Source organism: Sphingobacterium sp. JB170 (assembly GCF_900163865.1).
Taxonomy (GTDB): domain Bacteria; phylum Bacteroidota; class Bacteroidia; order Sphingobacteriales; family Sphingobacteriaceae; genus Sphingobacterium.
The window spans coordinates 1-22,049 of the sequence record NZ_FUKU01000059.1 but is presented as its reverse complement, the minus strand read 5'-3'; the positions used below and the strand labels follow the sequence as shown (position 1 = coordinate 22,049).

Below are 22,049 nucleotides of genomic sequence, written 5' to 3'. Positions count from 1 at the left end.
GAAACAACGAAGCGCAGGCCTAATTATAAAGAAACACCTCGCCGCCAAGGAATAAAATCATCTTGTCCCAAGAAAACCGATTTTGGCACCTGCTCGCCGCTGGCTACTGCGAGCACATATTCCATTAGCCGGTCTGCGGCATGAGCGATCGACTCATCTCCATCAATGATCGTCCCACAATTAAAATCTATAATATCCGGCATCCTCGCATAAGTATTTGTATTGGTTGAGATTTTAATTACGGGTGCCACTGGATTACCGGTCGGCGTCCCAAGTCCTGTTGTAAAAAGTACAATGTTCGCTCCGGCAGCCACTTCGGCTGTCGTGCTTTCCACGTCATTTCCTGGCGTACATAACAGATTAAGACCAGCTCCATCAGCTACACCTGGATAATCTATCACTGCAACAACCGGTGAACTTCCACCCTTTTTCGCAGCGCCCGCGGACTTGATTGCATCGGTAATCAGCCCATCACGAATATTACCGGGCGATGGGTTCATATAAAACCCCGAACCGTCGGCTTCAGCCTTTGCATTGTAGGATTTCATTAAATGTATGAATTTCTCCGCCGTAGGTTCATTGATACAACGATCACTGAGCTCCTGTTCCACACCGCACAGCTCTGGAAACTCAGCGAGGATAACCGATCCACCTAAGGCGACCAAGTTATCAGAAAGATATCCCAAGGTCGGATTTGCCGATATTCCAGAAAATCCATCCGAACCACCGCATTCTAAGCCGATACATAGTTTGTCGAGCGCAGCAGGTTGACGCGTGCAGCAGTTTGCCTCGGCGAGCCCTGCAAATGTAGATTTTAAAGCCTTTTGCATCAATTCTTGCTCTGTACCTTCGGCTTGTTGCTCGAAGATATAAAGCGGTTTATCAAAATTTGCATCCCGTTTAAATATTTCTTCACGTAGAATAGACGCTTGCGCGTGCTGACATCCCAAACTTAACACCGTGGCCCCAGCTACATTTGGATGTGTTATATAACCTGCAAGTAAACCACACAAGGCGTCAGAGTCTAATCGGGTCCCGCCGCAGCCCATCTCATGATTGAGAAACTTGACGCCGTCAACATTTTCGAACAATTTTTCTTTTCCCAGGTGACTCTTAGCAGGATTTAGGTCAACCTTTAGTAATTCATCGATCGATGCACCAGCTTTGTACTTTGTAATCAACGCGTCCACCTCCAAAGCGTAATCGTTCGATTCCACCCTATACCCCAGCTTATCTTCGAGTGCTGCTTTCAACGTGAGCACATTCCTATTTTCACAGAAAACGAGTGGTATTACAAGCCAATAGTTCGCCGTACCCACTTTACCGTTCGAACGGTGAAAACCTTGAAACGTCCGTCCTTTCCAGCGGCTCACATCGGGTTTATCCCAAATTAACTTCCGTTCGCCCAGTTCAAACGGACTGGCAGCATGCCTTAAGTTTTCCGTTGTCAGCACCGTACCTCGCGGAACATCAACGTTTAACTTACCTACGAGCACACCGTACATGTAAACTTCACTACCGGCCGCCATATCGTGAACGGTAAACTTATGTTTTGCTGCGACAGCCGTTTGGAGTACAATTTGCGTTTGTTGAAATTCCAACAAAAATCCTTGCGGCAAATCTCGTAGAGCAACGAGTACGTTATCTTGTGGATGAATTTGTAAATACTGTAATTGACTTTCCGTCATACTAACTATAATTTAAATATTTGTTTCATGATGACCCATTTTTCACCACTCCGGGCTCCGGGTATGGCCTTTTGATATTTCCACATCATTTTTTCCCAACGCTGTACAATAGGACTTTCTTTATCCATTAGTTCTTTGCGTTCAAAACTAAAGTCATCATTTACCTCCATTATCATAAAAAGCCTATTTTCAAACCGATATATATCCATAACCAACACACCCGATTCCTCGATCGAATGTTTGATTTCTGTCCAAATATTTTGATGATGAATGTCGTATTCAGCAATCATCTCTTTATCTTCGACTAAATCTAATGCTAAAGCATATCTCCTCATATTCTAAAATTATAAAAGTGCACTAATGCTTCCCCCTAACCTCTGGAAGATGGTCATTAGCTATATTGTTCCAAGCAAATAGTGCTACCACGGCAAAACATACGAAAACAACATAATACGCCAATTGAAAACTACCTATCGAATCAGACAACAAGCCTAGCAAAGGCGGAATCGCCGCCCCGCCTACGATAGACATGATGATGAGGCTAGAAGCTGATTTGGTGTCTCCACCAACATTTGAGACACCTACTGCAAATATTGTAGGAAACATTATCGACATAAAGAATGCGATCCCTATCATTGCATACAGGGTACTTACGCCATGACCATAAATAACATACAGGGTTAACAGCATCGCACAGAATGCGTAAATCAAAAGCAATTGTAGTGGTGGTATAAAGCGCATAAAAAAAGTACCTATAAAACGTCCAAGCATAAATGCTAATCCTGCTACACCGGCGAAGTATTTAGCATCCGAGCCGCTAACACCCGACACGTCCGTAGCAAACATCACCAAAAAACTCAAAACACATACCTGCGCACCGATGTAGAAAAATTGCGCGAGAACTGCCCACGACACATTTTTATGTTTAAATGCGCGGAATACGTTATTTGACCCATTAATTTCATTCTCGTGTATTTCGGGAAGCTTAACGAAAATAAACAAAAGAGTCACCACTAAAATTATCACCCCGAGTATTAAGTAAGGTCCCATTACTGCCGCTGCTTCTGCTTGAATATACGCTTCCCGGGCCTTCTCGGGCAACAAGGTAATTTCTTGTGCGGATTTTGGTTGTTCGGTTAAGATATATTTCCCTCCTATAATCGGGGCAACAAACGCTGCCAAACCGTTAAAGGATTGTGCAAAATTAAGACGTTCGGTTGCTTTGCTGGGGTCACCAAGCACGGTTATATAAGGATTGGCGGCTGTTTCCAGAATGGCCAGTCCACAGGAAACTACAAACAAAGCACCCAAGAAGTACGTATAATCCACCATATTGGCTGCCGGAACAAAAAGAAAACAACCGAGCGCAAACAACAGTAGACCGACAACAATACCAACCTTATATCCAAATCGTTTCATCAATGAACCTGCAGGGATAGCTAATAAAAAATACGCTATAAATACGGCCGAATCTACAAGTGAGGCCTGAAAATGAGTCAAGCTAAATGCGTTCCTGAGGTGCGGAATCAAAATCGGATCTAGATTGTGTATAAATCCCCAAAAGAAAAATAGTGAGGTAATTAGTATGATTGCAAAGGGGTATTTCTTGTTTCTTTCCATTTCAATTTACATTGGTAAAGTAAAACTAAGGTAATTCAAGAATAAAAAGTTGAACGATATTACCGAATGATTAAATGATATTAACATTAAATCACTATTTTCGAGAAAAATATTGAATATATTCCTTACCTCATGTATATCCAGCGTCTCGACCATAGCTCATCAATACATCACTCTATCGCTGTACGACATGACACCGCCCCTCAAAATCACAATGTGTGGCATTACCATGAAGAGCTAGAATTGATCAATATAAAAAAAGGAAGCGGTACTTTTTTTGTCGGGGATTGCATTCATCGGTTCTCAAATAATTTTTATATTTTAATAGGCTCAAAAACACCACATTATTGGCTATTTGATGAACAATATATTAACAATAATTCCGGCGAATCGGCTGATATTAGAGTCGTCCATTTTACGCCTGATTATTTAGGTAAAGACTTTTTCACACTTCCTGAGTCGGCTGCGATACGAGCAGTGTACTCCCTTGCCGAACGGGTCGTGACATTTAACGATGACGAAAATGGCACATTTAACCAAATTTTCGATCAAATTTTGATCGAATCACCCCTAAACCGTCTATTGATTCTAACGAGTCTATTGAATCGAATTCGGGCATTTGAAAGCCCCACCTTATTAACTAATCACAACCACACAACGCCGCCCCACCATGACGATTATAAACGGATGAACAAAATCCTTGACTACATCCGGTTTAACTACAAAATAAAAATACAGCTTCAAGAAATCGCGAAAGTTGCCGGGATGTCGCCAAACTCCTTCTGCCGGTATTTTAAACAAAAAATGGGCAAGACATTAATTCAATTCGTTAATTAATTTCGTATTGGCTTAGCCTGCAAGAAATTAACGGCAACCGATGTCCCGATCAAAGAAATATGTTTCGACTGCGGGTTCCAGAATTTCGTCAGTTTCCATAAAATATTCAAAACGGTCACAAACGTTACACCGAGTGCGTACCGAAGCAAAGCCATTAGTCACTTTCCATAGTTATTGTAAATGCTAAAATATATGCATGAGGAACAATACCCGGTGCACATTGGCTATTTTTACGAATTCGAAACATCAATCCTGTCGTAGGATAAAAAAAGCGCAATGCTGTTCACTTATTAATCGGTTTAATTACCTTTGTGTATGTTTAAATTATGCTCAAACATTCTAATGAGTCTAACACTCACATTAATAACATCCATTTGTTTTTCTCAAACTCAGCTTGGGACAGCCGAATTTTTAAATAGCTTAAATTCACCAAACGTCGTATTGTTAGATGTTCGGACCGCAAAAGAATTCAATGGCGGTACGATTGCAAATGCAAAAAACATCGACTGGAATAACCGGGAAGCTTTCGAATCCTACATAAATAAACTAGACAAAAAACAGCCAATTTACTTATTTTGCCTAAGTGGTGGACGCAGTAAGAAAGCTGCTGAGTATCTTGCGGAACAGGGTTTTTCAGTATTTGAGCTTCAGGGTGGCTATTTGAAATATCAAAATGAACAAAAGAATGTATTCAAGAGTACCACTGATACCAAAGAGGGATTAACGAAAGCAAATTTCCAAGACCTTATTAAATCAAACCCAAAAGTACTTGTTGACTTTACCGCCGACTGGTGTGCTCCGTGTAAATTGATGCGTCCCTACTTAGATGAGATCGACCGCGACAACGAAAATGGTATAAAAGTCGTATTCATCGACGCCGACAAAAACAAAAAGCTATTACATTTATTGGATGTATCGGGTATTCCACGGCTGCAGTTATTCAAAAACGGAAAGCTTGTTTGGGACCATACTGGGGGAATTGAAAGAGATGAACTCCTACAAGCAATTCAGGACCATTAAACCATCAACATGCAACAAATCGTATTATTCACTGCCGGCGTATTCGGAACATTAGCAATCATCTTAGGAGCATTTGGTGCCCACGCGTTCAAAAAAATATTAGTAGAAGAAAAACTTACTTCGTTTGAAGTTGGTGTCCGCTATCAAATGTACGCTGCATTGGTACTGTTAATTATTGGATACAACGGCAATTTCACAGAAAGTTATATTGACTGGGCCTACTACGGGATTTCCGGAGGGACAATACTGTTTTCCGGCAGTATTTATCTGTTATCTTTTGCCGATTATTGGAAGGTTAATCTAAAGTTTTTGGGGCCAATTACGCCGCTTGGTGGCCTGCTCTTGATTGTCGGTTGGATAGCATTAATGGTTAGCTTCTGTTCTTTATAAAACGACGGTATTCCTCGAATCAGCCACGCTTATATTCCAATGCAGCAAAAAACACCCGTTAGAATTAAATTCCTGCTTAAATGGATGCTTGTACTTGCCATCCTATCCATATGCGTAGGGAGTCTTTCTGCATTCTTCCTGTATCTACTCAATGTGGTAACGAGCACGCGGGAAATCAACAATTGGTTATTGTACTTTTTGCCTTTAGCAGGCGTGTTTATAGTTTGGGGATACAACCGTTATGGAGGGGAAGCAAGCAAAGGAAACGAGCTGCTATTTTTCAGGTATTACAATCCAAGAGATACAATTCCTCTAAAGATGGCGCCAATGGTAATACTAGGCACATTAGTCACGCATCTGTTTGGCGGCTCGGCCGGACGTGAGGGTACGGCAATCCAATACGGCGGCACCATCGCAGACCAAATCTCAAAACACACTGGGTTTTCTAAACGAGGACAGCGCATCTTACTTTTATGCGGAATTGCCGCTGGCTTTTCCTCCCTGTTTGGCACCCCCTTGGCGGGAAGTGTCTTTGCGTTGGAATTCGTTAAAAAAGGTCGATTCCGTTGGTACGGTTTACCACTTGTTCTCCTATCAAGTTTTTTCGCAACATGGGTGTGTAATCAATATGGCAACTTGCATACACATTACGACCCTATAAAACTAGCACCCACTTTTGATTTTAAGATATTACTATACTTGGCGCTGGCGGGATTCGCTTTCGGAACCGCTGCGCGCTTGTTTTATCACCTAAATCATTCTATCTCCTGGGCATTCCGTAAAATAAACCAACCTTTGGTCCGCCCATTGGTGGGAGGAATCCTCGTTTTGCTCACAGTGTGGTTACTACAGACAACAAAATATATTGGATTGGGAATTCCAGCGATTCTTGAATCCTTTATTCATGTTGCTAGTCCTACTGATTTTTTTATCAAAATGCTGCTGACAAGTATCACTTTATGTGCGGGATTTAAGGGTGGCGAGGTTACTCCTTTATTCTTTATTGGGGCAACGCTGGGTAGTGCGTTATCGCCGTATATCCCAATACCGATTGCGTTGCTAACTGCACTGGGATTTGTTGGCGTGTTTGCTGGCTGTACAAAAACGCCTATCGGATGCACGTTCATGGCCATAGAACTATTCGGCTGGGAGAATGCACACTATTATCTCCTGGTCTGTCTAATTAGCTTCCTAGTATCGGGCAGAAAAGGTATTTACCATACGCAAAAGAATTCGCGTCTGATCCGCCAAAAACAAACATAAAGAGACTGCTACTGGGTTACCATCTCTTTCATTCTTAAAGCATTTTATAGTATTCGTGGTATCTATCGATCGCCTCTCTTTTTTCATCAGTGAGCTCGTAATCGAGATACTTGGTCAGATAGGTAACATAATCAAACCCCTTAACCTTTTCTACCTGATTGATTACATCTTCCGGGTGAGAAACGCCATCAGCGAGTGCCCTGTTAAATTCCGCAACAAAATCTTGTGGAAGCTCTTTATTGGACACCCATACCGCATACGCAAAGGGTAATCCCGTAAGTTCTTTCCAATAGTACCCCATATCATACACAAAGGGAGCTAGATCGTCCTGCCCGAATGTACGGTCGCCGATAAGAACAAAAGCATCGGCCGGGCCATCATTTACGACACGAATTTCGCGCTTCCAGTAATGTTTAAGTAGAATTTGTGCTAACCCATTGGATGTCCGAGATTGTGGGTCAAGCCGTAACGAAGTGATATCTTCAGCCGGCTTTTGCGAATATATAAATACTGAATTAACCGTCCCGTCACTACCAATACAATAATCGCTAATAATATGGTATTCGGACAACTTTAAAAGGGCGGCAACAGGAATTATTCCCATATCAACCTCTCCTTCAATTACTCGCCGCGCACATTCACTTGGGTAATCCATAGATAGTTCAATGCTATCCATAACCGCAGAATTCCTTATACCCTGTAAAAAAGGCAACGTGTTGGTATAAGAAACAGCGGAAATCGATATTTTCTTCATTTTAAATCTTTCAAATGTTCAATATTATAATGGTCACGAATGGTAAATCGACCATTTTTAAATTCAAGCACATAGAGTGCCGTATTTGTATGTGGAAAATCATCCATCTTGCAGACGGAAATTCCGGTTAAATGGCATAACATGATTCGCAGCGCCCGCCCGTGCATGCATATAAGAACGGTCTCTTCATTCTTCTTGGAAAGCATAAATTCCATGGCCAGTTTCTGCCGCCTAACCAGGTCATTTGGAGATTCACCCGTTTCAACACTTAGATCTAAATCGCCTGACTTCCAACTCGCAACAAGCTGCTGAAAGCCTGAAGCGACCCTATCATCTTGCTCTTTACCTTCATATACACCCCATGAAATCTCATCAAGCCCAAAATGCTCTTCTGTTGGGATTCCGTCAGCGATAAATTGAGATACCGTTTGCTTCGTTCGCTGTAAAGTTGAAGTGTAAACTTTATCAAATGGAACATCTTTATACATTTGATAAAATGCATCTGCTTGTTTGCGACCTGTGTCATTTAAGGGGGAATCAACTCCTTTACCTTGTACGATACCACGCAGATTTAAGTCCGTCTGCCCGTGGCGTATAAAATAAAATGTCTTTATTTTCAATGTATTCTACTCTACTACCGGTAAGGAATAATAGTTCGCTTTTTTCTCTTCTTGGAAAACTACATCCTTATAATCAGTAACCACACCATATAACGTGTCGCGCTCAATAGGATGACGACCGACATTTTTTATCAACTCCACTAATTGCTGGGTACTCATACCCGGCGTTTGCTCCTCCGCGCCTGCCATTGAATAAATCTTGGTCGTATCGTCTAGCGTACCGTCGATATCATTGACGCCAAAAGCTAAAGACAGTTGCGCCGTATCACGAGATATCATTGCCCAATAGGCTTTGATATGCTCAAAATTATCTAAGTATATACGAGCAATAGCATAGTTCCGTAAATCTTCAATAACGGATACTTCAGGCACGTGTGACATCTGATGACCCTGATTGCGAAATTTAAGCGGAATAAATGTCTGAAAGCCGGATGTTTTGTCTTGAAGTTCTCGTAATCTTTCCATATGATCAACACGGTGCCGATATTCTTCAATGTGTCCATACAGCATCGTCGCGTTGGTTTTCATGCCTAACGAGTGGGCTTGCTCATGGATATCAAGCCATTGCTCACTTGTACACTTATCGCCTGCAATTTTTTCTCTAATCTCCGGGTGAAAAATTTCGGCACCACCGCCAGGCATAGAATCCAACCCACACTCCTTTAAAAACTTAAGGCCATCATAGTGACTCAATTTCGCTTTCTTGAAAATGTAATAATATTCTACGGGCGTCAGGCCCTTTATATGCAAGTTGGGGCGATGTTCTTTGCATCGACGAAAAAAATCTGCGTAAAACCGCAGGTCTTGTTTTGGCACTACCCCACCTGTAATATGAACTTCCGTAACTGGCTCATCGTCGTATTTGCGGACGATATCCATCATCCCGTCCACATCCATTTCCCATCCCTGATCTCGTTCTTTAATTAGGCGCGAATAGGCACAGAATTTACAGTCGTAAACACAGACGTTCGTGGGTTCAATATGAAAATTCCGATTGAAGTAAGTATAATCGCCGTGTTTTTTCTCCCGAATATAGTTTGCAAGAACACCCAAATACCCTAGTTCTCCACGTTCATATAGTAGAACGCCTTGCTGGAAACTAATACGCTGACCTTCAAAAACCACCTGGGCAATCTGTCTCAGGTCAGCATCCAAATTTTTATCTTGGATTAAAAAGTCAAGTTTTTCCGTTGCATCCATATATGTTTCTCTAACCTAACAAATGTAGCGATTAGCAAAGAAAAAAGCGACTTTACAGGTACTTTTCTACCTTAATCAGCAAATTGCTGCATATCAATTAGTCGCTTGTAAACGCCATTAGCACTGATCAATGCTTGATGGCTCCCCGACTCGGCAATACGACCGGCATCGATCACGATAATTTTATCGGCATTCTGAATCGTACTCAGACGATGAGCGATGACCACGGTTGTTCTGTTTTCCATTAATTTATACAACGAATCTTGCACTAATTTTTCCGATTCCGTGTCCAACGCGGATGTCGCCTCATCGAGCAGCATAACAGGTGGATTGCGCAGGACAGCTCTGGCGATACATATCCGTTGGCGTTGTCCTCCAGATAGTTTAGCACCCCGATCCCCAATATTTGTCTTATAACCACTTTCAGACTTTATGATAAAATCATGCGCATTCGCTATTTTTGCCGCTGTCTCCACTTCTTGAATCGATGCTTCAGGCTTCGCAAAAGCAATATTATTAAAAATAGTATCGTTAAAAAGTACGGACTCCTGATTTACCGTACCGATTTGACTACGTAAGGATTGCAGCGTCAGGTCGCGTAAATCGATCCCATCGAAAAGTATCTGTCCCCCACCGACATCCATAAATCGCGGTATCAAATCGACTAAAGTAGACTTACCTCCTCCAGAGGGCCCTACTAAAGCGACCGTTTCGCCTTTTCGTATCGTTAAATTTATATTATCGAGTATCTTTTTCTCGCCGTAGGCAAAACAGACATCTTTAAATTCGATCGCATCCTTAAATGTTTCGATGATTTCCGCATTTGGCTTATCTACAATTTCACTGCGCTCATCAACTAATTCCAAAACACGCTCGCCAGCAGCTATACCATTGTGAATATTTGAAAATGCATCGGTCAATGCTTTTGCTGGACGCATTACTTGAGAGAAGATAGCAATATAAGTGATAAACTCAGAAGCTTTCAAATCCCCCTCGCCACTCAACACTAAACTACCTCCATATAGCAATATCAATGCAACCATCATTACACCGAGCAGTTCAGAAACGGGCGAGCCCATCTGCTGACGACGCACCATCCGGCGCATGATTTTCGAATAATTTTCACTTTCCCCATTAAAACGTTCTTTCACAAACGGTACAGCGTTAAACGCTTTAATAATTTTCACACCAGATAATGCTTCGTCTAAATAGGAAATCATATTTGAATAGGATTGTTGCCCTTCGCGCGCTTGTTGCTTTAGCTTCTTGACGATCTTAGAAATAAAGAAGGCAGATACTGGAATAACGATAAGTGAAAATAACGTTAATTTCGTTGATAACGCAAACAAAACAACCACGTAAGCAATTAATTGCAACGGTTCCTTAAAGGCAACTTGTAACGTTGAAGTAACCGAAAATTGCACCACCTGTACGTCTGAAGCGATCTTTGAAATAATATCTCCTTTTCTACTGTTTGTAAAATACCCTAGGTGAAGATCCATCACATTATTAAAAACGGATTTACGAAGATTCAGCAGGGTATGAATACGCAAATTCTCCATTATTCGTTGAGAAAGATACCTAAAAAGATTGCTGATAAATACGGAAATTACTATTGCTATACAGACGTATTGGAGAGCTTGATATGGCCCTATATCATAATATAATTTATCCGCATAGTAAGTAAGCAGCCCCCCAAGATCGTCGAATCCAGGCTTCTCACCTATTTCTACTGGCCCCAAATCAGCATCTCCGGTTCCCTTGAACATCACCTGCAACAAAGGCGCTAACAGGGCAAGATTCAATGTTCCAAATATTACAGTAATAAGCGTACATATAATATAAGGAATTGCATATTTTTCAATAGGCTTGGCAAACGATAACAGTCTAAAGTATGTCTTCATGTAAAGTCTTAAGTTTACAAAAGTAATAAAAAAAGACGGTCGACCATTTTAATTGATTTTCGACTAAAAACCCTTATTCTTGCAAGATTAATATTTAAACAACAAAAAGGTGCTTTTTTTATATAAAAGGTGTAATTTAGGCGTTAAATTTCAAAAATTATTCTCATGAATATCGAAGTTGCCGATAGGTTGAAACATACGGAGGAATACTATTTTTCAAAAAAGTTAAGAGAAATTGACCAAATGAATAAAGAAGGCGCCCAGGTGATTAACCTAGGTATCGGTAGCCCCGATTTACCGCCGCATCCCGAGGTGATACGCGTCTTAAAAGAAGAGGCGCAAAAAGCAAATATCCATGGATACCAAAATTACAAAGGTGTTCCTGCTTTACGACAATCTATTGCCGACTGGTATTTGAAGTATTATCAAGTGCAGCTCGACCCGCAGACTGAGATCCTACCATTAATCGGGTCAAAAGAGGGGATTGTTCATATCTGTATGACGTATCTTCAACAGGGAGATCAAGTTCTCATACCAAATCCGGGATACCCCGCCTACAGTAGCGCAGTTCGTGTGACTGGGGCTACGGCAATTCCGTATTCACTTACTGCGGAAAGAAATTGGCAACCAGATTTCGACGCGCTCGAAAAGTTAGACCTCACCAAGGTCAAAATGATGTGGGTAAATTATCCGCACATGCCGACGGGAGCTCGAGCAAGTACAGCACTGTTTGAAAATTTAATCGCCTTTGGTAAAAAGCATAACATTTTGATATGCCATGATAATCCATATAGTTTTATATTAAATGATCGGCCACAAAGTATCTTAGCAATCGACGGAGCATCCGAGGTTGCAATCGAGCTCAACTCGTTGAGTAAATCGTCTAACATGGCTGGCTGGCGCGTTGGTATGTTAGTGGCATCACAACAACGTATTGAAGAAATTCTAAGGTTTAAAACCAATATGGATTCTGGGATGTTCCTTCCGCTGCAATTAGCTGCCGCCAAGGCTCTTCAATTAGATGAAACCTGGTATACCGAAATTAACACGGTGTACGCCAAGCGACGAACGCTCGTGTATGAATTGATGGATATCTTGAAATGCACCTACGACAAAGACCAAGTCGGATTATTTGTATGGGCACGAGTCCCGGATAACTTTGAAAATTCGTACAAACTATGTGATCGCGTATTGTACGACGCGCATGTATTTATTACTCCAGGGGGAATTTTCGGTACTGAGGGTGAAAAATATATCCGAATTAGCTTATGTGCTAAAGAAGAAGTATTAAAAGAAGCAACTGCACGGATTGCTCCGACGGTGACCTGGCGTGGGAATAATTAGAATGAGACAAAAAGATGAAAATAGCAATAGTAGGAATTGGATTAATCGGCGGATCTATAGGTATACGTTTAAAGCGAACCAAATTTTTCTCCGCCGTAGCCGGCGTAGAAAAAAGTGAAAGTAATCAAAAGAAAGCGCTTCAGCTCGGGTTAGTAGATGAAATTCTCAACTTAGAACAAGCAATCGATCAATGTAAAATAATTGTTCTTACTATACCTGTTGATGCCATATTAATGATACTCCCAAATATTCTAGATAAAGTGACCGATCAGGTGGTCATCGATATGGGGTCTACCAAAACCAGCATTTTGAATCTCATTTCAAACCATCCCAAGCGCGGACGATACGTTGCAGCACATCCTATGGCGGGAACAGAATATTCGGGTCCCGAAGCCGCCGTACCGGATTTATTTACGAGTAAGATGATGGTATATGTGGAAGCTTTCAAATCCGATGAAGACGCGTTTGACCTAGCTGAAACTTTGACCGAACAGTTAGAAATGAAAAGCTCGTTTATGAATGCGCAGGAGCACGATATGCATACCGCTTATGTCTCGCACATTTCACATCTAACTTCTTTTGCTTTGGCATTAACGGTATTGGAGAAAGAAAAATCTCAAGGTCGAATCTTTGAGCTCGCGGGCTCTGGCTTCCAATCAACGGTGCGCTTAGCGAAATCCTCGCCAGATATGTGGACACCTATCTTTAAGCAAAATCGTAGCAATGTACTTGAAGTGCTTGAAGAACATATTAAGCAACTCCAGTCACTATACGACAAACTCGAACAAGAAGACTACGAAGGGCTGCATAAACTGATTAAAAAATCGAACAAAATTAAAAGAATCATTAAATAATGGAATTCATCGCCATAGAAAACCACGTGCTTTCGTTGGTCTGTTTGAAACGAGAGGACTACGACGCGTTATTTGAGGTTGCGAGTAACAAAGAGATTTGGGCGCAACATCCGCATTCCGATCGTTATCTCCCGACAGGGTTTCAAGCCTATTTCGATAGCTTATTACGTTGTGACATTGCCTATTTAGTAGTGAATAAGAACACGCGTGACATTATCGGCGCCACGGGCTATTATAACTTTGATAAGGACAAGAAAACAATAACGATAGGTTATACATTTTTAACACCAGCATATTGGGGTACGGGAATGAATGCATCCTTAAAGTCACTTATGATTAACCACGCTTTTCAGTATGTGGATGCTATTATTTTCCACGCCGGCGCGCAAAATTTCCGTTCTCAAAAAGCGATACAAAAATTAGGCGCCATAAAAACTGGCGAAACGCAAAATCAAACTAACCCACCCACGTCTAATTTCGAGTATACACTCTTAAAAACTAAAATATAACCAGTCTCGAAAAGACGGAACAGCTAACAAGATCGTACTTTTTTCACCATTGTATTTGCAAAACACTCAGCAATACCGTATTTTTGCTAGATTATTAATAAAAAATGCCTTTTTTGTTCACCCATCATGCTCATTTCCATCATCGCCAATGTGGCGATATGTAATCAATGTGTTTCTACATGGAACAAAGTACTTTAGGTGTGTCTCCTTTTATTAATATTTGTAATCAGCAAAAAATTCCCTCATCTTGAAAAATCTAAAAATAGCTATCCAAAAATCGGGTAGATTAAACGAAAAATCAGTACAGTTATTAAAAAACTGCGGACTTGATTTTGAAAATTATAAAAGCTCTTTAATTACTACAGTCAATAATTTCAGTTTAGAAATACTCTTCTTACGTGACGATGACATACCAGGTTATGTGGCGCAAGGAATTGCTGACCTGGGTATCGTAGGCGAAAATGTTATTGACGAGAGTCGAGTAACCGTCGAATACTTGCAACGCTTAGGATTCGGAAAATGCACGTTGAAAATCGGTGTACCTAAAGACTCTGCGATAAAAAAAGTTGATGATCTACAAGGAAAAGCAATTGCTACATCCTACCCTGTGATTCTGCAAGAATTCCTAGATGAGCATAAAATTCAAGCTACAATACGCGAGATTTCTGGATCCGTGGAAATTGCTCCCGGACTCGGACTGAGCGATGCTATCTGCGACATCGTTTCGACAGGAGGAACGCTAAAAAGTAACGGGTTAAAACCTTTTGCCGACGTACGTAAGTCCGAAGCAATCTTGATTGGCAGCAAAGGAATAGAGGAAAATCCGATCTTATGTGAGTTGTTACAACGCATTCAGTCTGTACTGCGCGCAAAAGAAACGAAATACGTCGTACTTAACGTAGAAAAAACAAATCTGCCACAAATCACCGAACTATTGCACGGAGTAAAAAGTCCGACCGTTGTCCCCTTAGCTGAAGAAGGCTGGGTTGCAGTACATACGGTGATCACGGAAGACGATTTTTGGGATAAAATTAACACTTTAAAGGCGGCTGGCGCGCAAGGTATCGTCGTTATGCCAATTGAAAAAATAATTTTGTAATGTTAAAAAAACATTCCTTTTTAGAATTAACAGACTCAGAAATAGATCGGCTGGTCACACGTAACTCGGACGATACAAATGCGATTCAAGATACGGTCCTACACATTATTGATCAAGTCCGTAATCAAGGAGATAGTGCATTAATCGAACTCACTCGCAAATTCGATAAAGTCAATCTAAATGCGTTGTTTTTAGATAAAGATGAGATTGCAGATTTGGCAACCACAATAACGCGTGATCAACAGCGTGCTTTAGAAATTGCATTCCAAAATATTCATAAATTTCATAGCGCACAACTTCGTAAAGAGCGCACAGTAGAAACGATGCCCGGTGTAAAATGTTGGCGCGAAGTGCGTCCGATTGAAAAAGTTGGGTTATACATACCGGGGGGGTCAGCGGTATTACCAAGTACACTATTAATGCTCGGGATTCCAGCGCGTATCGCAGGTTGTAGAGAAATTATTGTTTGTTCTCCACCTCAAAAAAGTGGAAAAATTAATGGGTTCGTTGCTTACTGCTTGCAGCTGCTTAAAATTGAACGAGTATATTTAGTCGGAGGTGCGCAGGCCGTAGCCGCGATGGCCTATGGTACAGATACGATTCCTCGAGTAGACAAAATATTTGGTCCAGGAAATCAATTTGTTACTAAAGCAAAAAGTATCATCCAAAGCATTTCCAATGTAAGTATCGACATGCCTGCAGGCCCCTCTGAAGTATTGGTTATCGCTGACGATTCTGCACAACCGTCTTTTGTTGCGGCCGATCTACTAGCACAAGCGGAACATGGCCCCGACAGTCAGGCTGTGTTAGTTGCAACTTCAGATGACATTATACAAAAAGTCAATGAGGAATTAAAAAAACAACTCGAAATTCTGCCACGCGCAGAGATTACTCGCATGGCGATTGCTAACTCGTACGCTGTACTTGTAAACGATTTGAAAGAGGCGTTACAATTCTCGAATAGATACGCCCCTGAACATTTGATCCTTGAGACGGATGAATGGCAGTCATTAACCAATTTAATACTAAACGCGGGATCAGTATTCTTGGGACACCTAACACCAGAAAGTGCTGGAGACTACGCTTCCGGCACCAACCATACTTTACCCACCTCTGGTTATGCGCGCAGTTATTCAGGTGTCTCGGTAGACTCATTTGTAAAAAAAATAACATTCCAGCATATAAATAAACAGGGATTGGAACAATTGGGATTTACCGTGGAAACCCTTGCCGAACTTGAGGGTTTGCACGCACATAAAAATGCCGTTTCAATTAGAAAATAACTCATTAAAAAGGGCATATACGTACACGATGCCTTTTTAATTTTAATATATTTGCACTTTATTTACGGGTAGAACTCGAATTAAATGTTTCAACAACTTAATGCGAATATCTTATTAAAAAGAATAGCGTAACATGGCAGTCAATAAAAAAAACATTGTTGTTGTAGGTGGTGGATTTGCAGGCGTAAATTTCATCCAATCTTTAGGGAGCGACTCCCTATACAACATAACCCTGGTCGATATTAACAATTACAATTTCTTCCCTCCGTTAATTTACCAAGTAGCTACCGCATTTATCGAGTCATCAAATATAAGTATGCCCTTTCGAAAAATGTTTAAGAGGAATAAAAACTTCAATTTTCATCTGGGTAAATTAATCAATATCGATAGTGCTAATAATTGTGTACATACGGACGCAGGAATACTCCCTTACGATCGGTTAGTCCTAGCATTGGGTACCGAAACGAATTATTTCGGTATGGAAAACGTCAAGAAAAATGCTTTTCCAATGAAAAACATTACCGATGCACTGGCTATTCGTAATAAAATACTTTTGAACCTTGAAGATTATATATTACATCCCGAAAACCCCAATAGAGATGCTTACATAAATATAGTCGTTGCAGGAGGAGGCCCATCTGGTGTAGAGATTTCGGGTATGATCGCTGAACTCAGTGACCGAATTGTAAACAAGGAATATCCAGAGCTTGCGGGGATCAAACCAAAGATTCATTTGGTCGACGCGGCACCTGTTTTACTAGGCCCGATGAGCAAAGTCGCTCAACAAGAAGCAAAAGAAGTTTTAGAAAAACTAGGCGTAACTATTTCGCTGAACGTTGCTGTCAAAGACTATCAAGACGATATTGTTGTTTTAAGTGATGGCACAAAAATTCATACAAAAGCACTTATATGGACATCCGGAGTAATCGCAAGAGAACTACCTGGTATTCCAGCTGATAAAATTGGGCGTGGTCGTCGGGTATTGGTTGACCAATATAACACGGTACAAGGCTTTGAGAATATCTATGCAATCGGAGACATTTGCTTACAAGCAACCGACGGCAATTACCCGAATGGTCATCCTCAACTTGCCCAAGTCGCTATGCAACAAGGGTCGTTACTAGCAAAAAACTTCATTGCCTTAGATAGGAACCAACCGGAAAAACCCTTCGCCTATTGGGACAAAGGAAGCATGGCCGTGATTTCTCGCTATAAAGCTGTGGCGGACTTGCCTAAGTTTTCATTTAAAGGTTTTTTTGCGTGGTTAACATGGTTATTGATTCACCTCGTACCTATCGCAAGCTTCCGTAACAAATGGAAGCTGTTAGGAAATTGGTTATGGTCATTCTATTCTGCGAATTCAGGACTGCGACTAATTATTCGAAGCGAACGCAAACGTGATGCGCAGGAGGTTCGAACGAACCGCCAGGCGTAGTCTAAATTAATAAAGAAATCGCGCGGTGCTCGATTTCTTTATTAATCCTACTTTTTTTTCGACTTCCTAACGGTCGATTTTAATTTCTTGAGCACAACGTTTACCGCCTTTTTAACCTTTTTATTAGGTAACAATTCGAGCATAGATTCAATCTTTTTGTTAATTTTTTTCGAGCCACTGCGTGCTTCTTTTTGCTTTTTAAATGCTTTTTTCTTGTCACCTTTCTTGACAGATTTCAAAACTTTTAGTTTTTTATCCGAAACGGAAGATTTCTTTTTACCAGACTTTTTCTCTTTTTCCTTCTTATCCGCGAAAACTGTTCCGCCTTTGATGTTTTTAATGGCATCACTTTTATTAGAATTCTTTTGACTCTTCGATTTCTTCGAATCAGCTGGTTTTGCGACAGCGGGTTTCGCAGCAGCGGGTTTAGCGACAGCTGGTTTTGCAGCAGCTGATTTTGCAGCAGCTGATTTTGCGACAGTTGGTTTTGCAGCAGCTGATTTTGCGACAGCTGGTTTTGCAGCAGCTGATTTTGCGACAGCTGGTTTTGCGGAAGTATCTTTAACAGTAGATTCTTTATTATCTAAAGACATATTTTATGGAATTGATGTTAAAATAAAACACGATATAACCATCGATTGTTTTAAATATACTGAAAATACAACATTATTTATTAAATTTGTGCTCATTACATGATTGGGGTCGACCGGAATTGACAGGATGGCGATGGTTATGTAAGCATGCAGTGCGTTGTTAGTATTGCACTTTAATATAAACTTTCAGATTTACAACTGGCGAAGAAAACTACGCCTTAGCTGCTTAAGTTAGACTTAACATAGCTATTTGTCCCGCTAGATCCTGTTCTTTGGTTTAGCATCAGGGGCATCGAATAATAGAACTGGCCGATGTGAGTTTACTAAGCATTGGTAAGACCCAGTAAATACGGAGAAAGGTATAGGTAAGTTTTACACCTTCCCTCTCCCGACAATCAAAGTAAAACTAAGCATGTAGAAAGCATAAATCATACTATGTTTGGACGAGGGTTCGAATCCCTCCGACTCCACAAACTGCATTGAATATCAATGCTTTACAAGATTAACACCCGGAATTACACCCAATAATTCCGGGTGTTTTTTTTATCTACTATCGCTAAGTCAGCTAAATAATCCTAAATGAATCCTTTTTCCGATGCAATCAGGATATATTTTGCGCATAGAAAGAACTTTTTTTTGACAGATATGGAATTCATGGATCTATTATGCTTCGGATCCTGCCACCCCAGCAAAATCCACTGATTATCAGGGGCTTTTCTGTTTTGTGGATATATTGCGGACAGATTCTCACTTCTTTGCGGACAATTATTAACCTAAGCAAGGTTAGATTAAGTTAGGCAAGTAATCTGTTCATGAATAGATTGAGGCCCTTGTTTGCCATTCTGCGAAATAGATTTCTAAGAATTTATAAAAAATCCAAAGGGCTAGGAGTTCTCTTATTGTCAATATCCGTAATATGGGTATAGATTTGAGTTGTCTTTATTGACTCATGGCCTAGGAGCTTTTGTACAATACGGATATCGACGCCCGATTGAATCAAATGTGTTGCATAAGAATGCCGCAGCGTATGGACTGATCCTGAAGCATTGATTTTTCGTTTTGCCAAAGCTTTCTTGAGTACCAGTTGAACACTACGTTCGCTATATCGACCGCCATTTGCTCCTTCAAAAAGATACGTAGAGGGTTTATACTGCCTGTAATACTCCCGTAAAATTTCAAGTAATCTATCAGGAAGCGATACAACCCTATCCTTGTTGCCCTTGCTCTTATTGATCTGAAGTAGCTTGTCTGCTGATCGAATATCAGTGATCTTTAAATTCAGTAATTCGCTTAATCTTAATCCACAGCTATAGATCGTCATGAGTATTGCCTTATGTTTGAGATTATCTGTAGCGTCGAATACACGTTTGATCTCATCCTTAGAGAAGAATTTCGGTAAGCTAGAAAAGTTACGCTTAGGATAGAGATAATCCAATTTCACTTTTTCGTCCAGATTTAATTCGTAAAGCTTCTTTATTGCCCCTACCAGCGAGCGTTGATAGGAAACACTGATCTTATTGTCCGTAACCATACGATTGATAAATCCATCAATTTCTGACACTGGTATTTTCTTCAAACTGGTATAATCCGACATCGCTTGTAGGAAAACCTGAGCATATTGCTTGTAAGCTTTAATAGTGTTCGGCGAATAGCGTTGCAAGGCCATACGCTCAGTCATTATCAATATCAATGCTTCGCTATCCATACCTTAATAACGATGAAACTAAGTAGTTTGTTTCGCTATCCATGAAATATAAAATAGTTATGGTTCTGATTCACAAAAATATTACTAATTTTATAGAGGCACATTACGCAATACGGATATAGAGGCGGTTTAGCGAAATTCCGTTTCGCTAATTGTGTTGTTGGCAATAATACAAGAAATGATTTGAAACACGGATTTTACATAAAATCAAATAAGGAACAAAATCAGATTCAATTTTTGATTGGATTTTTTGCATTAATAATAATCCTGACTTCCTTATATATTTCCTGGAAATCAGGAATGTATTTATTTGTGATTTTAACTTTCCCAATAACTCTATCTATAATTGCACCTTTCTTTGATACACCTTCCTTAAAAAAAAGCGGAGGTTTAATTTATTATTCACCACTCTTTCTATCTGAAAAACGCAAAAGGGGAATGATTAAAATACACGGAGGAACCTTATTTGATTATGTTTTTGTAATTGACCAAAAGATGAATGGAAAACAAAGAACAAATTTTATAATTCAGCAATATTTAGAAGGACTTTTAAACCTTATTGAAGAGAATGAAAATAATAAGTCTGAAAATATTAAAATTCGTGGTACTAGTTACATAATCAATGAAAGGACAGCTCAACGAATTGGATTTAAGATTGCCAAAACTGATAATATTCAAAAATTAATATTGTTATACAATTGCTTCAATGTATTAATAACATATTCAATTGCAAAAGGTAAATTATCATTTCCGAATTTGAAAGAAACAAAAACATTCGAAACCAACCTAAAAGAACTTGATAAACGAAAAGATTTTATAAAGAGCTTAAATGATAAACTAAAAAGTACTATTGCCAACAATGTATAAGCGTAATGCGGGCGAAAGTGCTAAATTTAAACGAATTGAATATTAACAAACATATGGTTAAACCGAAAGTGAAGTGCTTCTAAACCCGCACTACGCTTATACTTGACCGTTGTAGCACATTAAAACAAACCGAATACGAATGAACAAAACTATAGTCCTATTACTGCTATTAACGATTGGATTTACTTCCTGTAAAAATTCTGAAAAGGAAATTGACAAATTAGAAATCGCTAAAAAATATTTCGTGGCACTTGACGAATCGAATAGTTCCAAAATGAAAGATTTGTTAACCGATAGTCTGATAACCTCGATACCTAAATATGAATATGAAGTGAGATATTCTAAAAATGATTACATAGAGAAATGGTTAAAATGGGACTCAATTTTTGAGCCAACTTATGAAGTGCTTGAAATGAATATGGAAAACGGAGCTGTCAAAGCAAAGGTTTCAAAATCTGACAAAAGAATTTTTTTCTTTATGCAAAAGCCTTTTATCACAAATGAAATTCTAAAATTTAAAGATGATAAAATAATTGCAATAGAATCGGAGTACATAAATTTCGACGAAGAAACTTGGGGAAAGAATAGAACTGAACTTTTAAATTGGACCAAAGAAAACCATCCTGAACTCAAACTTGACCATTTTATCAATGTACAAACTGAATCTGGAGGAAAGAAATTCTTAAAAGCAATTGAACTGTATAAAAACAAAAAATAACGTGCTACAACAATGTATAACCGCAATTACGGCGGATTCGACTACGTCCGAATCCACTCGGAATTGCTAAAGTCAGCGTTAAACCGAAAATTAACGCATATTAACCCGTAACTGACGGTTATACGAGACCGTTACCATCAATATTTATGGACCCACAAACAATTAACGAATACTTGGAAAAATTTATCCCTTCTACAATGGCATTACTTATAACGGCTTTAATTAGCGTTATAATAGGTTTATACTTAGAAAAGTTTAAATCAAGACTTGTCTTCTTAAAATAATCCTTCGCGTGGTGGCCACGTGCCTAAATCCATGCTGGATAACTTTAAGGGTTACCTCCAGA

At 40.0% G+C, this 22,049-nt stretch carries 22 protein-coding genes and 1 other RNA gene; 14 read left to right on the top strand and 9 right to left on the bottom strand.

Annotation, left to right across the window (positions count from 1 at the left end):
- Nucleotides 1-23 precede the first annotated feature (23 nt).
- From FM107_RS15725 to fucP, 3 genes are read right to left on the bottom strand one after another with little or no spacing between them, the layout of a single operon-like run.
- Nucleotides 24-1,688 carry a UxaA family hydrolase gene (locus FM107_RS15725; protein ID WP_086949444.1) on the bottom strand — a complete coding sequence of 555 codons (1,665 nt, stop codon included), beginning with the start codon at nucleotides 1,686-1,688 and terminating at the stop codon, nucleotides 24-26.
- Nucleotides 1,689-1,693: 5 nt separating this feature from the next.
- Nucleotides 1,694-2,023 carry an L-rhamnose mutarotase gene (locus tag FM107_RS15720; RefSeq protein WP_086949443.1) on the bottom strand — a complete coding sequence of 110 codons (330 nt, stop codon included), beginning with the start codon at nucleotides 2,021-2,023 and terminating at the stop codon, nucleotides 1,694-1,696.
- A 22-nt stretch (nucleotides 2,024-2,045) separates the two neighbouring features.
- Nucleotides 2,046-3,308 carry an L-fucose:H+ symporter permease gene (gene fucP, locus FM107_RS15715; protein ID WP_086949442.1) on the bottom strand — a complete coding sequence of 421 codons (1,263 nt, stop codon included), beginning with the start codon at nucleotides 3,306-3,308 and terminating at the stop codon, nucleotides 2,046-2,048.
- Nucleotides 3,309-3,440: 132 nt separating this feature from the next.
- Between fucP and FM107_RS15710 the strand changes: the two genes are divergently transcribed.
- The 5 genes from FM107_RS15710 (at nucleotide 3,441) to FM107_RS15690 (ending at nucleotide 6,818) form a co-directional block, all read left to right on the top strand.
- Nucleotides 3,441-4,145 carry an AraC family transcriptional regulator gene (locus FM107_RS15710; protein ID WP_086949441.1) on the top strand — a complete coding sequence of 235 codons (705 nt, stop codon included), beginning with the start codon at nucleotides 3,441-3,443 and terminating at the stop codon, nucleotides 4,143-4,145.
- Nucleotides 4,146-4,151: 6 nt separating this feature from the next.
- On the top strand, nucleotides 4,152-4,316 hold the full coding sequence (locus FM107_RS20285) for a helix-turn-helix domain-containing protein (protein WP_086949555.1): 165 nt from the start codon (nucleotides 4,152-4,154) through the stop codon (nucleotides 4,314-4,316).
- Between the two features lie 171 nt (nucleotides 4,317-4,487).
- A complete protein-coding gene (locus FM107_RS15700) occupies nucleotides 4,488-5,165 on the top strand; it encodes a thioredoxin domain-containing protein (protein ID WP_179204521.1) in 678 nt (225 codons plus the stop codon).
- Between the two features lie 9 nt (nucleotides 5,166-5,174).
- A complete protein-coding gene (locus tag FM107_RS15695; RefSeq protein WP_086949439.1) occupies nucleotides 5,175-5,555 on the top strand; it encodes a DUF423 domain-containing protein in 381 nt (126 codons plus the stop codon).
- 84 nt (nucleotides 5,556-5,639) lie between these two features.
- Nucleotides 5,640-6,818, top strand: a complete 1,179-nt coding sequence (locus tag FM107_RS15690; RefSeq protein WP_218779026.1) for a chloride channel protein — start codon at nucleotides 5,640-5,642, stop codon at nucleotides 6,816-6,818.
- Between the two features lie 34 nt (nucleotides 6,819-6,852).
- On the opposite strand, the gene FM107_RS15685 is transcribed toward FM107_RS15690, so the two are convergent.
- From FM107_RS15685 to FM107_RS15670, 4 genes are all read right to left on the bottom strand, one after another.
- On the bottom strand, nucleotides 6,853-7,572 hold the full coding sequence (locus FM107_RS15685) for a menaquinone biosynthetic enzyme MqnA/MqnD family protein (protein WP_086949437.1): 720 nt from the start codon (nucleotides 7,570-7,572) through the stop codon (nucleotides 6,853-6,855).
- Nucleotides 7,569-8,192: a histidine phosphatase family protein gene (locus FM107_RS15680; protein ID WP_256959581.1), complete on the bottom strand. Its 624-nt coding sequence runs from the start codon at nucleotides 8,190-8,192 to the stop codon at nucleotides 7,569-7,571. Before FM107_RS15680 ends, FM107_RS15685 begins: the two co-directional genes overlap by 4 nt.
- A 6-nt stretch (nucleotides 8,193-8,198) precedes the next feature.
- Nucleotides 8,199-9,392 carry an aminofutalosine synthase MqnE gene (mqnE, locus tag FM107_RS15675; RefSeq protein ID WP_086949436.1) on the bottom strand — a complete coding sequence of 398 codons (1,194 nt, stop codon included), beginning with the start codon at nucleotides 9,390-9,392 and terminating at the stop codon, nucleotides 8,199-8,201.
- A gap of 71 nt (nucleotides 9,393-9,463) precedes the next feature.
- Nucleotides 9,464-11,296, bottom strand: coding sequence for an ABC transporter ATP-binding protein (locus FM107_RS15670; protein ID WP_086949435.1), 1,833 nt, complete (start codon nucleotides 11,294-11,296; stop codon nucleotides 9,464-9,466).
- Between the two features lie 165 nt (nucleotides 11,297-11,461).
- On the opposite strand from FM107_RS15670, the gene FM107_RS15665 reads away from it, so the two are divergent.
- The 6 genes from FM107_RS15665 (at nucleotide 11,462) to FM107_RS15640 (ending at nucleotide 17,820) form a co-directional block, all read left to right on the top strand.
- On the top strand, nucleotides 11,462-12,640 hold the full coding sequence (locus tag FM107_RS15665; protein WP_086949434.1) for a pyridoxal phosphate-dependent aminotransferase: 1,179 nt from the start codon (nucleotides 11,462-11,464) through the stop codon (nucleotides 12,638-12,640).
- A gap of 14 nt (nucleotides 12,641-12,654) precedes the next feature.
- The gene (locus tag FM107_RS15660; RefSeq protein ID WP_086949433.1) at nucleotides 12,655-13,494 is read left to right on the top strand and encodes a prephenate dehydrogenase; all 840 of its coding nucleotides are present in this window, start codon (nucleotides 12,655-12,657) and stop codon (nucleotides 13,492-13,494) included.
- Nucleotides 13,494-14,003 (top strand): GNAT family N-acetyltransferase, encoded by a 510-nt coding sequence (locus FM107_RS15655; RefSeq protein ID WP_086949432.1) that lies wholly within the window; start codon nucleotides 13,494-13,496, stop codon nucleotides 14,001-14,003. The genes FM107_RS15660 and FM107_RS15655 overlap by 1 nt, the downstream gene beginning before the upstream one ends.
- A 247-nt stretch (nucleotides 14,004-14,250) precedes the next feature.
- Complete coding sequence (hisG, locus tag FM107_RS15650) at nucleotides 14,251-15,102, top strand: ATP phosphoribosyltransferase (RefSeq protein ID WP_086949431.1); 852 nt, start codon at nucleotides 14,251-14,253, stop codon at nucleotides 15,100-15,102.
- On the top strand, nucleotides 15,102-16,385 hold the full coding sequence (gene hisD, locus FM107_RS15645) for a histidinol dehydrogenase (protein WP_086949430.1): 1,284 nt from the start codon (nucleotides 15,102-15,104) through the stop codon (nucleotides 16,383-16,385). Before hisG ends, hisD begins: the two co-directional genes overlap by 1 nt.
- Before the next feature lie 133 nt (nucleotides 16,386-16,518).
- Nucleotides 16,519-17,820, top strand: a complete 1,302-nt coding sequence (locus FM107_RS15640) for an NAD(P)/FAD-dependent oxidoreductase (RefSeq protein WP_086949429.1) — start codon at nucleotides 16,519-16,521, stop codon at nucleotides 17,818-17,820.
- A gap of 47 nt (nucleotides 17,821-17,867) precedes the next feature.
- Here the strand turns inward: FM107_RS15640 and FM107_RS20050 are convergent, their stop codons facing one another.
- The gene (locus FM107_RS20050) at nucleotides 17,868-18,413 is read right to left on the bottom strand and encodes a hypothetical protein (protein ID WP_256959580.1); all 546 of its coding nucleotides are present in this window, start codon (nucleotides 18,411-18,413) and stop codon (nucleotides 17,868-17,870) included.
- 105 nt (nucleotides 18,414-18,518) lie between these two features.
- Between FM107_RS20050 and ssrA the strand changes: the two genes are divergently transcribed.
- Nucleotides 18,519-18,886, top strand: a transfer-messenger RNA (tmRNA) gene (gene ssrA / locus FM107_RS15630).
- Between the two features lie 392 nt (nucleotides 18,887-19,278).
- Here the strand turns inward: ssrA and FM107_RS15625 are convergent.
- Nucleotides 19,279-20,118: a tyrosine-type recombinase/integrase gene (locus tag FM107_RS15625; protein ID WP_086949428.1), complete on the bottom strand. Its 840-nt coding sequence runs from the start codon at nucleotides 20,116-20,118 to the stop codon at nucleotides 19,279-19,281.
- A 183-nt stretch (nucleotides 20,119-20,301) separates the two neighbouring features.
- On the opposite strand from FM107_RS15625, the gene FM107_RS15620 reads away from it, so the two are divergent.
- Together FM107_RS15620 and FM107_RS15615 are read left to right on the top strand one after the other, a co-directional pair.
- Entirely contained in the window at nucleotides 20,302-20,985 is a 684-nt protein-coding gene (locus tag FM107_RS15620) for a hypothetical protein (protein ID WP_218779025.1), read from the top strand.
- Between the two features lie 139 nt (nucleotides 20,986-21,124).
- Nucleotides 21,125-21,703 (top strand): hypothetical protein, encoded by a 579-nt coding sequence (locus FM107_RS15615; RefSeq protein ID WP_086949426.1) that lies wholly within the window; start codon nucleotides 21,125-21,127, stop codon nucleotides 21,701-21,703.
- Nucleotides 21,704-22,049: the final 346 nt, after the last annotated feature.